Raw genomic sequence first — 13,103 nt, forward strand, 5'->3', positions numbered from 1 at the left:
TTAACCCGGCTTTTATAATAACTTCCTGCTTAATGTTAAAAATGATTAACCCCCCGTGGATGGCTCAGGTAAAATCAGCGGGCGGTTCTGATTGTTGGAATGTGCTGTTTTAGACTATCTTTTACCGGTAGATGCGCTTGTTTTCTGATCGTTGATTAAACACTGTGCCGGTAAGAATATTGTGAGGAACCATCGTTGTATCACGCTGTCGGAAAAGTGATTTATCAATTAAAATTGCTTTAAATGATCAAGAGCACACGCATAGGGGGGGATGTGCCAACTAATAAATTTTTCGTCAAGTTACCCAAAGCGAGTCTCCGTTTGCTGGGAGCGACGTTATTGTTATCGTTATACGCTTTGCCTTCATGGGCATTTTCTATTGACGATGTGGCTAAACAAGCGCAGGAACTGGCCGGTAAAGGTTACGAGGCGCCCAAAAGCAATTTGCCTTCGCAATTTCGCGAAATGAAATTTGCCGATTATCAGCAAATTCAATTCAATCATGATAAGGCATACTGGCACGATCAGCCTACCCCTTCAAACTGGAGTTCTATCATCAGGGGATGTATTTCGACACGCCGGTGAGAATCAATGAAGTCACCAGCTCCGCCGTGACTGAAATCAAATATTCGCCGGATCTGTTCACTTTTGGTTCGGTCAACCACGATCCCGATTTGGTCAAGAATCTCGGCTTCGCCGGTTTTAAAATCCTTTATCCCATCAATAAAGCTGATAAGAGCGACGAAATCGTCAGTATGCTGGGAGCCAGTTATTTTCGGGTGATTGGCAAGGGACAGGTATACGGCCTTTCCGCACGCGGTCTGGCTATTGATACCGCCTTGCCGTCCGGGGAAGAGTTCCCGCGTTTTCGCGAATTCTGGATTGAGCGGCCGCAGCAGAACGACAAGCATCTGGTGCTGTATGCGCTGCTCGACTCGCCGCGGGCCACCGGCGCTTATCGCTTTGTCATCTATCCGGGGCGTGATACCAGCGTGGACGTGCAGGCCAGGGTATTCCTGCGCGATAAAGTGGGCAAACTGGGTCTTGCGCCATTAACCAGCATGTATTTGTTCGGCCCTAACCAGCCTTCCACCACCATGAACTTCCGCCCGGCGCTGCATGATTCCGACGGACTTTCGATCCATGCCGGCAACGGCGAGTGGATTTGGCGTCCGCTGAATAATCCCAAGCATCTTTCCGTCAGTACCTTCCAGGTGGAAAACCCCCGCGGTTTCGGTTTGCTGCAGCGCGGCCGGTCGTTCTCCCAATACCAGGATCTGGACGACCGCTATGATTTGAGGCCCAGCGCCTGGATTGAACCCAAGGGCGATTGGGGTAAAGGCCATGTTGAACTGGTGGAGATACCCACCGCCGATGAAACCAACGACAATATCGTGGCGTTCTGGACGCCGGAAAAACTTCCGGATACCGGTAAACCTTTCGACCTCGCTTACCGGCTGCACTTTACCCGCGATGAAGACAAAATACATTCACCGGAATTTGCCTACGTTCAGCAGACATTGCGCTCCGCCGGAGATGTAAAGCAGTCCAATCTTATTCGCCAGCCGGACGGCACTACCGCCTTCGTGGTGGATTTCGTCGGACCGTCCCTGAAGGCGCTTGACGAGAATACGCCGGTGGCTTCCCAGTTGAGCGTTGGCAATAATGCCGACGTGGTGGAAAACAATGTCCGCTATAATCCGGTAACGCATGGCTGGCGTCTGACGCTGCGTTTGCGCGTGAAAGATGAAAAGCAGCCTACCGAAATGCGCGCCGCGCTGACCAGCGGCGACAAGACATTGACTGAAACCTGGAGCTATCTGCTACCTGCCAATGAATAAATCAACCGAACCCAGCCTCGATTATATCGAGGCTTTACCTCTCTCTCCCGAGCAGAAGAGTTCGCTGCGCGCCAAGTTGCCGGGGGAGGGCAGTTCGTCCCTTGCATCGTTGCATGCCGATATCGGCAGCATCACGCCCGGCACGACGCCCAATGAAGACAATGCCGCCTTGGATTCGGTGAAGTCGCGGTTGAACATGGCCTGGCCGGTCACCGAAACCTGCAAGGAGCTGCTGGTGGAGGATGGCCTCGGCCGTACAGCCATCAAGGCGATGCCCACCATTACCCGTACGCCGATGTTTCCGGAGCCCTGGCTGACCAACCCCGTTTCCCGTTACTGGAATGCGTTGCGCGGTCATACCCCCCCCCCGCGCCATAAGGGGGAAGCGGCCGCGGGGGAGGACGGCAACTGGCGTGGGGGGGGACCCATGCGCCGGTACGTTTTGTTGATTCTGACGCTGCTTAAAACCGCCGTTGCCACCTGGTATATGAAGACCATCCTGCCATACCAGGGCTGGGCGCTGATCGACCCGATGGATATGCTGCATCAGGACTGGCTGCAATCGGTTTTGCAACTCTTGCCCTATGTTTTGCAAAGCGGCATCCTGATTCTGTTCGCCATACTGTTTTGCTGGGTTTCGGCCGGGTTCTGGACGGCCCTGATGGGTTTTCTCCAGTTGCTTATCGGCCATGATAAATACAGCATCTCCGCCAGCACCACCGGTGATGAACCCCTGAATCCGCAGCACCGCATCGCGCTCATCATGCCCATATGCAATGAGGACGTTGAGCGGGTTTTCGCCGGACTGCGCGCCACCTATGAATCGGTGGAAGCCACGGGGCAAATTGAACATTTCGACTTTTACATCCTGAGCGACAGCTATAACGCCGATATCGCCGTGGCCGAGCAAAAGGCCTGGATGGAGATCTGCCAGGAAACCGGCGGATGCGGCAGAATTTTTTATCGCCGCCGCCGCCGCCGGGTAAAACGTAAAAGCGGCAATATCGATGATTTCTGCCGCCGCTGGGGTAAACAGTACAGTTATATGGTGATCCTGGATGCCGACAGCGTCATGAGCGGCTTTTGCCTCACCAACCTGGTCCGGCTCATGGAAGCCAACCCCACCGCCGGAATTATCCAGAGCGCGCCGAAGGCCTCCGGCATGGATACGCTTTATGCCCGCTGCCAACAGTTCGCCACCCGCGTCTACGGACCCCTGTTTACCGCCGGTCTGCATTACTGGCAATTGGGGGAATCCCATTACTGGGGTCATAACGCCATTATCCGGGTCGATCCCTTTATCAAACACTGCGCCCTGGCGCCGTTGCCCGGCGATGGTTCATTTGCCGGCTCGATTTTATCCCATGATTTCGTGGAGGCGGCATTAATGCGCCGGGCGGGATGGGGCGTGTGGATAGCCTATGATTTGCCGGGCAGTTACGAAGAGCTGCCCCCCAATCTGCTGGATGAGCTCAAGCGCGACCGGCGCTGGTGCCAGGGCAATTTAATGAACTTCCGGCTGTTTCTGGTCAAAGGCATGCATCCGGTGCATCGGGCGGTATTCCTGACGGGGGTCATGTCGTATTTGTCCGCGCCGCTGTGGTTTATGTTCCTGGCCCTGTCTACCGCACTGCAGGTAGTGCATACCCTGATGGAGCCGCAGTACTTCCTGCAGCCCCGCCAGCTCTTTCCCGTTTGGCCGCAATGGCGGCCGGAGCTGGCGGTGGCGCTGTTCTCCACCACCATGGTATTGCTGTTCTTGCCGAAGTTGCTCAGCGTGATCCTGATTTGTGCCAAAGGGGCGAAACAGTACGGCGGAGTCGTTATCCTGTTCTGCTCAATGCTGCTGGAGATGCTGTTTTCCGTGCTGCTGGCGCCGGTTCGCATGCTGTTTCATACAATCTTCGTGGTCAGCGCGTTTCTCGGCTGGTCGGTTCAATGGAATTCGCCGCAGCGGGATGACGACGCGACGCCCTGGGGCGAATCTTTCACGCGCCACGGTTCGCAAATGCTGCTGGGGCTGGTCTGGGCCGGCGGCATGGCCTGGCTGGATCTGCGTTTCCTGTGGTGGCTGTCGCCTATCGTCTTTTCGTTAATCCTTTCGCCGATGGTGTCGGTTTTCTCCAGTCGTGCCAATCTCGGGTTGGCCTGCAAACGCGTCAGCCTGTTCTTGATTCCTGAAGAGTACTCACCGCCGAAAGAGCTGGTGGATACGGAGAACTATTTGCAGCGCAATCGGGCGCGGGCGCTGTTGGACGGGTTCCGCCATGCGGTTATGGATCCGGCCTATAATGCCCTGGCCACCGGCATGGCCACCGCGCGCCACGGTGTCAGCCAGGCTATCGAGGTCAATCGCGAAGAGCACATTCAGGCGGCGCTGCAACGCGGCCCGCGTGGCCTGACTCCTCCTGACCGGCTATCTATTTTAAGCGATCCGGTTATCCTCTCCCGTCTGCACCTGCGGTTATGGTCTCAGCCGCAGGCCTGGCCGGCCTGGGATAAAAAATAGCCGATGGCTGTCTGAACCACCCGCAAAGGTGGTTTGAGCTTGTTGATAAAGTGTTCGGTCGGGGCAGGCTGCCAGATCGTAAACACGCCGTGAATACATCCCTGTAGGCTCGATCCGCGCCATCCATGGCGCGGACGGTTTACTCTTCTGGCAACCTGCCCAGCCTTATTGACTTCGAGTGCCTTTGTCAGCAGTCTGAACCACCCGCAAGGGTGGTTTTGTTTATTGGTGTGTATTGCGAGGCATCCCTCAGGATGCTCTCTTTTTGCGCGCCAGAAAACGCTGCGTCAGTATGGGCAGCGATATTACCGTGATAAGCATCGCGCCGACAATAATCGACATCACAATGCCCGGCACGTTCAGCAGGCTCAGTCCAAAGGTGACCAACCCCATCAGGAACGCCGCGATAATCACGCCGGTCATGCTGCCGGATCCCCCCAGGACATTCACCCCGCCTAAAACCACCATGGTTATCACGCTGAGTTCCCAGCCCAGCGCCAGGGTGGGACGGGTGCTGCCCAGGCGCGAGGTCAGCAATACCGCCGCCAGACCCGACATGACGCCCACCATAATGAACAAGATCAGGTTATGGCGTTTCACGTTGATGCCGGAATAATAGGCGGCGACGGGATTGTTGCCGATGGCGTAGGTCCGCCGGCCAAAATTGGTTTTATGCAGCAAAAAGTAAAACAGGACGGCCAATAGGATGAATAGGGCGAATTCGAACGACAGGGCGCCGAAGACATACCCTTGGCCGAAGAAGGCGAAGCTGGCCGGGTAATGGTTGATGGATTGATCCCCCAGCAGCACATAGGTGATGCCCCGGAACAGGCTCATGGTACCGATGGTGATCACGATGGAAGATAAATTCAACCGGGTCACCAGCAAGCCGTTGATCAGGCCGCACAGCAGGCCGACCCCCAGTCCGACGCAGACCAATACCGGGGTTCCCATCCCGGCCTGGGCGCAAAAGCCCATGATGGTTGAGCTCAGCGCCATGGTGGAAGCCACTGACAGGTCTATTTCCCGGGCGATAATCAGCATCGCCATCGGTAACACTATCATGGCCTTCTCGGTGAAATTAAAGGTCGCGTCCGACAGGTTCCAGAGATTTAAAAAATAGGGCGAAGCCGTGGCGTTAACGGCAAACACCACCACGGTCACCGCCAGTAAAAAACCTTCCCAGCACAGCAGGCGCCGAGGCCAGGGGATGTTATGCAGCGGAACCGGCTCCGGATGCGAGTGAGAAAGCAGTGTCTTGTTCATAGTGAATCTCTCACTTTTGTCGGGGCTGATTGGCAAGGACGGCATTATGCAGAATCAGGCGGCCCTTACGTTTGTTCGAGCGTTCGTTCAGGATGACGGCAATAACAATGACACCGCCGGATATCGCCATCTGCCAGAATGGCGATACTTCAATCACCGGCAGGGCATTATTGATAACCCCTAAAAACAACGCGCCCAGCAGGCAGCCGGACACCGATCCGATCCCGCCCATGGTACTGATGCCGCCTATCACGCAGGCAGCAATAATCTGCAATTCAAAACCATTGGCGACGTCGACGTAGGCTACCGCAAACCGCGAAATCCATAGATACCCGCAAAATCCCGCCAGCGTTCCGGACAGGCAGAAACTGATAAACTGCATCTTGCCGGCATTGATCCCGGTGTAATAAGCCGCGGTGGCATTGCCGCCGGCGGTAAAAAGCGCCCGGCCGGTGCGGCTGTAGCGCATGAAATAACCCCACCGCCAGTAGCGCCGCGATGGCGCTCCAGCCCAGCAGCGGTAAATGCAGAAACTCGCTGCGCGGCAAGCCGAGGAATGGCGCGCTCATCTGATGGGCGTTAATCCAGCCGCCGCGGGACAGCAAAAAGATGATGCCGCGATAAATGCTCATGGTGCCGAGGGTTACCACGATAGAAGGGATGCCCATCTTCCAGACCAGCAAACCGTTAATGGCGCCCATCAGCAACCCCATGACGGTGGCGATGACCACCAAAAGCCCGATGGAGAGATCGGGATGATGGAAATTCAACAGCGCCACTATCATGCCGGTCAGCGCCAGATTGGCGGCCATGGATAAATCAATGCCCTTGGTCAGCAACACCATCATTTGGCCCAGGGCCAGGATGATGAGAATCGAGGTATCATTAAAGGTTTCCAGCAGGTTTTCCACGCCTATAAATTCCGGCGAGCGGCTGCCGACCCCCAGCACCATCAGTATGATAACCAGCCCCAGCAGAATTTCGCGGTGTTTGAGTAAGGTTTTCATCTTTATGCCACCTCCGCGCCGGCGCCGCTGGCCGCGCTGACGATCATTTCCGCCGTTGCCGCGCCGGCGTTGAATTCCGCCGCCATCAACCCTTCATGCATAACGATAATGCGATGGGACATGCCCATCACTTCGGGCAGCTCGGATGACACCATAATCACCGCCAGTCCCTGTCCCACCAGTTCGGACATGAATTGGTGTACAGCCGCTTTGGAGCCGATATCGATGCCCTTGGTAGGTTCATCCAAAATAATGATCTGGGGTTGAGTCGCCAGCCATTTGCCGATGACCACCTTTTGCTGGTTGCCGCCGGACAATGTAGCCACCTGCTGGCGCCAGCTAAAGGCTTTTACCTGCAGGCGGTTGGCGTAATTATCCGCCAGGGCCCACTCCTTTTCCTCATTAAGGATGCCGTGCGGATTGAGATGGCTCAGCTGCGGCAGGCTGATATTCTGATAAATGGGCAAATCAATAATGGTGCCCTGGCTTTGGCGCTCTTCCGGCACGTAAACGATTCCGGCACGGATAGCTGCCGCGGGGTTGGCAAAATGCCGGGCCCTGCCGCCGACGATAATCTGCCCGCCGCTGGGTTGGGTTACGCCGAACAGGGCTTTCATCAGCTCCGTCCGTCCCGCCCCCACCAGACCGTAAAAACCGAGGATTTCTCCTTTGCGCAACGAGAAATCAATGCCGGAAAACTCGGTGGGATGGCTCAGATTTTTCACCGCAAGCACGGTATCACCGGGCAGGCCGGACTTTTTGGGATAAACCTGGCTGATTTCGCGGCCGACCATCATGGTGACCATCCTGGCCTCGGTGATATCGCCCATTTGGCCCGAACCCACGTAGCTGCCGTCGCGCAGTACCGTGTAATAATCCGCGATGGCAAAATCTCGTCGAACTTATGGGAAATAAACAGGATAGCTTTATTTTCCTGCTTCAAACGTTCGACTATCTGATAGAACTCGATAATTTCATGCTGGGATAACGCCGCGGTCGGCTCGTCGAGAATCACCACCTGTGCGTTGAACGATAGCGCCCGGGCGATTGCCACCATATGCCGCTGGGCGATGCTCAGCTCTTTCAAAACGGCGTAGGGATCGATCTGCACCTCCAGCCGCGCCAGAATTTCCCGTGATTGTTTGTGCATGGCGGGCCAGTTCAGGCGTTTAAGCCAACCGCTGTAAAGATAGTGCCCGGCAAAGATATTCTCCGTTACCGTCAGCTCGTCGAATAGCACGGTTTCCTGATGGATGGCGGTGATGCCGATTTTGTGGGCGGCCTCCGGATTCACCAGTTTGATGGGGATTTTTTTATATTCTATCGTGCCTTCTTCCGGCTGATAGATGCCGGTCATCACCTTGACCAGCGTTGATTTCCCGGCGCCATTCTCGCCTACCAGCGCCGTGACTTTGCCCGGATAGAGATCGATATGGACATTTTCCAGCGCCCGCACGCCGGGAAATACTTTCGTGATCCCTTTCAATGATAATAAAGGTATGGCGTCGGTCATCACAACCCTCCGCGTTCTATGGCAAATCATGAAGGCTCACTGTGGGCCGGTGAGCCTGATGAAAGAATCAGAACACTTTGGCGAATTTATCAATGTTAGTGGCGTCATAAATGAAGGGTTTGCCCATGGCGCCGTTGCCGTCCGCATCAAGCTGGACCTTTCCCAAACGGCCCATGCTGGCCTCTTTGGCGGTGGCCGTGCCTTTCACCAGATCATAGGCGATGTAGGTTGCCGCATAGCCCAGATCGATGGGATTCCAGATGGCGAAGCTTTTGCTGGCGCCGGACTTCACCGCGCCGGCCATTTCAGAAGGCAACCCCAGGCCGGTCACATAGACCTTGCCGATTTTGCCTTGGTCTTTGACCGCTTGTGCCGCGGCGACAATACCCACCGAGGAGGGAGAAATGATCACCTTCAGGTTCGGGTAGGATTTCAGCAGGCCGATGGTTTCGCGGTAGCTTTTATCGGAAAGGTCATCGCCGTAGGCAACCGCAACCAGATTCACCGACGGATATTTCGGCAGCACCTTTTTCATTTCCTCAATCCAGATGTTCTGGTTGGTGGACGTCGGCGTGGCGCTTAAAATGGCCGTATCGCCCTTTTGCAGTCCTAGGGCCTTGATGGCATCGGCGGCCAGCTGGACATTCATCTGGCCGATCAGGTCATTACTGGACGGATTAAGATGGATCTGGCGGCCCGCCTTGGCGACGCCGGAATCCCATGACACCACTTTGATGCCGCGCTGCATGGCTTTTTTCAGCACCGGCACCAAGGCATCGGGATCGTTCGCCGACACCGCGATGGCATCCACCCCCTGGGCAATCAGGCCGTTAAGGACTTCAATCTGCGCTTCGGCGGTGGTGGTGGTGGGGCCGGTATAAATAACCTTAACATCCCCCAATTCTTTGGCCGCCTGCTGCGCGCCGGTATTTGCCGCTTCGAAGAAACCGTTGCCCAACGATTTTGCCACCAGGGCAATTTTGACTTCGGCCGAGGCCGAGGCGGCCAGCGCCAGGCATGAAGCCATGAGGGTACAAGTCAGTAGTTGTTTTAATTTCATTGTTTGTACTCCACTTAATTAAAGTAATGACAACAAGATGTAGGGTTTTAAAAAAAAACTAAGCGTATCGGGAATGGGAGTATCGCCAAACACATTGTCCGGAAGAGCCCGGGTAATGGGAAATGATGTGTTGCAAGGACAAGGGGATAATCATAGTCAAAACCTTCATGGAAGGATGATCACGACTTTAAAACCTTGTTGTCCCAGCCGCCTTTATTATATTGCCAATTCCCGTGAGAAGCTGGCAGTCAGACGAAGGTGGGGATGAGAGATATCACAAATCAATAACATTTTTCAGAGGAGCGGATTTTAATCAACGGCTACCGGCCCGCTTTACCGAATCCCCATTGAATACGGCCCGAGCAATACGCCTTACCGGCTTTGGTGTCGCAAAATGCTGCACCTGTGGGCTAGTCCCGTAAATCAAACGGCGTTACATCAGCGTTTTTAATGTCATGACGCGGGGAAAAAGAGAAAATGGCGCCGTCAGCATTTAATGTCACTTCCTACAGAGTCGCTGCCGTTAATATTTTGAATCTTTTAGAGAACCATGGATTTTGCCGTGCAAGACGATTTACTGTTTGTGCTCAAAAAGGTGGGCTCTTTTTTGATTTTCGCCGCCATCGTTTCGGCGTTTCAATTATTGCTGTTTATAGATGTTCGCTTCCTGCATGACTCGGTCAACGAGATTTCACTCACGGAAATCAGCCAGGAAATCATTTTATTCGCTATTGTTGTATTACATCTCTGGTTGATTAGGGTGCCTGCACATCGGGCCGTCAATGTGCTGGTGGGGGGATTTTTTACCTGTTTGCTGGTGCGCGAGATGGATTTTGCCTTTGATGTCATCCAATACGGGTCCTGGTTTTGGGTGGCGATGGCGGTGTGTGTGCTATGTGTCGCGGTGGCGGCCCTGGATTACCGGCGTACGTTGGCGGGACTGGCGGATTATTTCAGGCATCCGGGTTATGGCCTGGTGTGCGCGGGATTGCTAACTGTGCTAGTGTTCTCCCGTCTGATGGGAATGGGCGGCCTGTGGCAAGCGTTATTACAGGATGCCTATGTCCGCACGGTGAAAAATGCCGTGGAAGAAGGCGGCGAGCTGTTCGGTTATGTTCTGTGCCTGCTGGGCACGCTGCTCTATATGCTGGATAAACGTAACATGAGCCGTCCGGACTGAGCCGATATGCCCGGCCGGAGGGCCGGCTGAATCTGGGATGCGAAGCAAGGTGAACAGGGTGCGAATACTGGTGGCGGCGTTATGCGTGCTGGGCCTGACCGGCTGCGGCAGCATTATCAGCCGTACGTTTCCCGGACAGGGGCACGGCAATCAATATTATCCGGGCGTAAAATGGGATTTACGCGACTCTCCCTGGCGATATATCACCGTGATAGATCTGCCGCTGTCGATGGTGGTGGATACGATTCTATTGCCGGTGGATATGCGGCACGGGCCGTATCGCTAGAGTATCAACCCGCTGGGGTTTATGTAGCTCCACGGGTTGATACTCCGGCGGATGCCTGGACAAGAGGGGCGCGTGCTTTAACCCGGACAGGGGCGTGGTCTGCCGGTTTTACAGTTCTTCCCACTCATCGGCCGCGGTCTGCCCCTCTTCGGTGTCCAGCGGCGGCTCATATTGATAGTCACCTTCGTCCCATTCATGCAAGGTGTTCTCCTCCTGCCATTCCAGACGCAGTTCGGTTTCATCAAAATCACCGTCAAAAATGGCCTGGGCGGCTTCTCCGGTTCGAAAAGGCAATGCATCCGCCGCCTCGTTCTCATCGGCCAGGAACTCCGCTTCCCACATGATTTCACCGTCCTGCATAATATATTTTTGTAAACTGAACTGACTCACTACCGGGTCCTGATCGTCATTGCCGCTGTCACGGGAGGCTTCAAGAAATTCCTCACGTGCGGTATCTATGGCTTCTTCCAGAGTTGCGTACATGCTCATTTTGGCTCTCCTGTGATCACTGCATCGATCTGACGTTACCGCGCCCTTGGCGGGCATCAATGTAATTGTTGTCGGAGTCTGAAAACTTTCAAGTATCATTAATAAAATGATTTCCAGCGGGGATAAAAATTCCCGGTCAGGTAAAAAAATATTTTTTTACCCGCATTCATCAATGCAAGGGGCAGGTGGTTATCTGGTAAAATTTCGCAAAGGAACCTTCGGCAGGGGAGAAGCGCTACAGTAAGCTAAGTGGACAACCTGGAGAACGTATCATGACCCTGTTTAAAAAATCACTGATAGTCATCACCTGCACGCTGGGTGCATTGAGTTTCACCGGCATGGCGGCAGCCCCTGCCGGTACTCCATCGGCAGCGCCCGCCGATACTTCGCCGGCCGCGCCGGCCGGTTGGCAGAATCAACCTCGGCCGGAGCCCGGACCGATGTTCTTTCACCATCCAGGCGGGCCCATGATGATGCGCCATGGTCCGGGCTTCTGCCACGGCGGCGAAGTTTTTTGCGCATCAGTGCAAAGCGATAATCCCGGCGAGACGATACAAAAGCTGAACACTATCCTGCCGGCTCCTGCCGCCGGCAGTCACTATGAAGTGCGGCTTTCAGTGGTAAAGGTCCCCAATCATTTCGGGGATAACGCGCCGGATGGCGGCGAGACGCCTCATCCGGCCAACGGCGGCTGATTTATTCATTCGGCAGCCTGATGCGGGACGGGCCGTGCTGCAAGCTCCACCAGGAATAGAACACATTAAACAGCACCACCAGCGCGGTAACGCCAAATACCGCGCGAAACCCATAGCTGGCGGAAACAAAGGCGCCGATCAGCGGGCCGCTGACATTGCCCACGTCGCGAAAAGATTGGTTATAGCTGAAAATCCGGCCGGCCACCTGATTGGTGCAGTTATAGATAAGCAAGGTCTGTACCGCCGGCAGCAGGGCGCCGTCGGCGGCACCCAGCAGAAAGCGCAGGGTACCCAGTTGCCAGGGGGTCTGGACAAAGGCCATGGGAATCAGCAGCAGCACCGAAACCGCCAGCATGCAGATCAATATCCGTTCCGGTCCGATCTTATCTCCCAGCCTGCCCAGCCGCGGAGCGCTTAACAACGCCGCCATACCGGGAACGGCGGCGATCATGCCGCTGACAAACGCCAGATTCTGTATGTTCCCGGCCAGCTCGCGCACATAAAGCGTCAATATCGGCGCAATCGAGCCGGTGGCGACCTGGATAATCATGGTGGTGATAAACAGGCTTAATACCAACCGGGGTTTGGTCAGCGAGGCGAAGACCTGCCGCGCGGAAAGCATGTCCTTTTTTTGCACCGGCTTGAAACGTTCTTCGACGAAAATATAGGTCATGATAAAACAGATCAACAGGACCAGGGCGGTAATGAAAAATACCAGGCGCAAGCCGTAATGGTCCGCCAGCAGCCCGCCGATAAGCGGCCCGATCAATGCGCCGCCCACCGCGCCCGTGGACAGGGTTCCCAGCGCCCAGCCGCTTTTGTTGCGGGGAACCTGGGTGGCTATCAAGGCATTGGCGTTGGGCACGAATCCCCCCAGCAGCCCCAGCAAGGCGCGCAGAACCAGGAACTGACCGATATTTTGCGCCAGGCCCATCAGCGCCATGACAATCGCCATGCCCAGGGCGGAGCGGAGCAGCATGATTTTACGGCCCCGGCGATCCGCCAGGCCGCCCCAAAAGGGCGAGGCTATGGCCGAAAACAGGAATGTGATGCTGAAAACCGCGCCCGACCACATATTCAGTTCGCGCGGGTCCGTGACGCCGAGCATTTCAACGTAAAGCGGCAGGAAGGGCATAATCAGGCTGAATGCCGCGCCGGTGAGAAAGCAACCGACCCAGGCAATGTAGAGATTACGTTTCCAGTTTATGGGTTCCGACACCGGCGTCATGACATCTCAGTAAAATTGGCAACGGCGGT

8 protein-coding genes and 3 pseudogenes are annotated in these 13,103 nt (G+C 55.3%); 5 read left to right on the plus strand and 6 right to left on the minus strand.

The window, feature by feature from the left end:
* The first annotated feature begins 273 nt into the window (after positions 1-273).
* Positions 274-1,841 (plus strand): annotated as a pseudogene (locus tag GTU79_RS09090) (glucan biosynthesis protein G).
* Complete coding sequence (gene mdoH, locus GTU79_RS09095) at positions 1,834-4,350, plus strand: glucans biosynthesis glucosyltransferase MdoH (RefSeq protein WP_214513859.1); 2,517 nt, start codon at positions 1,834-1,836, stop codon at positions 4,348-4,350. The pseudogene GTU79_RS09090 and the gene mdoH overlap by 8 nt, the downstream one beginning before the upstream one ends.
* Before the next feature lie 249 nt (positions 4,351-4,599).
* On the opposite strand, the gene GTU79_RS09100 is transcribed toward mdoH, so the two are convergent.
* The 4 genes and pseudogenes from GTU79_RS09100 to rhaS form a co-directional block, all read right to left on the minus strand.
* Positions 4,600-5,616 (minus strand): ABC transporter permease, encoded by a 1,017-nt coding sequence (locus GTU79_RS09100; protein ID WP_203522143.1) that lies wholly within the window; start codon positions 5,614-5,616, stop codon positions 4,600-4,602.
* Between the two features lie 10 nt (positions 5,617-5,626).
* Positions 5,627-6,623: pseudogene (locus GTU79_RS09105) on the minus strand (ABC transporter permease).
* Positions 6,624-6,625: 2 nt separating this feature from the next.
* Positions 6,626-8,136 (minus strand): annotated as a pseudogene (locus GTU79_RS09110) (sugar ABC transporter ATP-binding protein).
* A 67-nt stretch (positions 8,137-8,203) separates the two neighbouring features.
* Positions 8,204-9,163 (minus strand): rhamnose ABC transporter substrate-binding protein, encoded by a 960-nt coding sequence (gene rhaS, locus GTU79_RS09115; RefSeq protein ID WP_413726908.1) that lies wholly within the window; start codon positions 9,161-9,163, stop codon positions 8,204-8,206.
* Between the two features lie 595 nt (positions 9,164-9,758).
* On the opposite strand from rhaS, the gene GTU79_RS09120 reads away from it, so the two are divergent.
* Both GTU79_RS09120 and GTU79_RS09125 read left to right on the plus strand, forming a co-directional pair.
* Positions 9,759-10,376, plus strand: a complete 618-nt coding sequence (locus tag GTU79_RS09120) for a hypothetical protein (RefSeq protein WP_132922507.1) — start codon at positions 9,759-9,761, stop codon at positions 10,374-10,376.
* Positions 10,377-10,413: 37 nt separating this feature from the next.
* Entirely contained in the window at positions 10,414-10,662 is a 249-nt protein-coding gene (locus tag GTU79_RS09125; protein WP_132922506.1) for a YceK/YidQ family lipoprotein, read from the plus strand.
* A 108-nt stretch (positions 10,663-10,770) separates the two neighbouring features.
* Here GTU79_RS09125 and GTU79_RS09130 read toward each other — a convergent pair whose 3' ends face one another.
* Positions 10,771-11,151 carry a MysB family protein gene (locus GTU79_RS09130; protein WP_132922505.1) on the minus strand — a complete coding sequence of 127 codons (381 nt, stop codon included), beginning with the start codon at positions 11,149-11,151 and terminating at the stop codon, positions 10,771-10,773.
* Between the two features lie 272 nt (positions 11,152-11,423).
* On the opposite strand from GTU79_RS09130, the gene GTU79_RS09135 reads away from it, so the two are divergent.
* Positions 11,424-11,846 (plus strand): hypothetical protein, encoded by a 423-nt coding sequence (locus tag GTU79_RS09135; RefSeq protein WP_203522141.1) that lies wholly within the window; start codon positions 11,424-11,426, stop codon positions 11,844-11,846.
* A gap of 1 nt (position 11,847) precedes the next feature.
* Here the strand turns inward: GTU79_RS09135 and mdtG are convergent, their stop codons facing one another.
* Positions 11,848-13,074, minus strand: a complete 1,227-nt coding sequence (mdtG, locus tag GTU79_RS09140) for a multidrug efflux MFS transporter MdtG (protein WP_132922504.1) — start codon at positions 13,072-13,074, stop codon at positions 11,848-11,850.
* Positions 13,075-13,103 lie beyond the last annotated feature (29 nt).

The sequence above is a fragment of the Sodalis ligni genome (assembly GCF_016865525.2).
GTDB classification, from domain to species: Bacteria; Pseudomonadota; Gammaproteobacteria; order Enterobacterales; family Enterobacteriaceae; genus Acerihabitans; species Acerihabitans ligni.

Excerpts from the sequence above, each read along its gene's own strand:
- rhaS (WP_413726908.1), bottom strand. The coding sequence starts at position 9,163 with ATGGCTTCATGCCTGGCGCTGGCCGCCTCGGCCTCGGCCGAAGTCAAA.
- GTU79_RS09135 (WP_203522141.1), top strand. The coding sequence starts at position 11,424 with ATGACCCTGTTTAAAAAATCACTGATAGTCATCACCTGCACGCTGGGT.
- GTU79_RS09130 (WP_132922505.1), bottom strand. The coding sequence starts at position 11,151 with ATGAGCATGTACGCAACTCTGGAAGAAGCCATAGATACCGCACGTGAG.
- mdoH (WP_214513859.1), top strand. The coding sequence starts at position 1,834 with ATGAATAAATCAACCGAACCCAGCCTCGATTATATCGAGGCTTTACCT.
- GTU79_RS09125 (WP_132922506.1), top strand. The coding sequence starts at position 10,414 with ATGCGAAGCAAGGTGAACAGGGTGCGAATACTGGTGGCGGCGTTATGC.
- GTU79_RS09100 (WP_203522143.1), bottom strand. The coding sequence starts at position 5,616 with ATGAACAAGACACTGCTTTCTCACTCGCATCCGGAGCCGGTTCCGCTG.
- mdtG (WP_132922504.1), bottom strand. The coding sequence starts at position 13,074 with ATGACGCCGGTGTCGGAACCCATAAACTGGAAACGTAATCTCTACATT.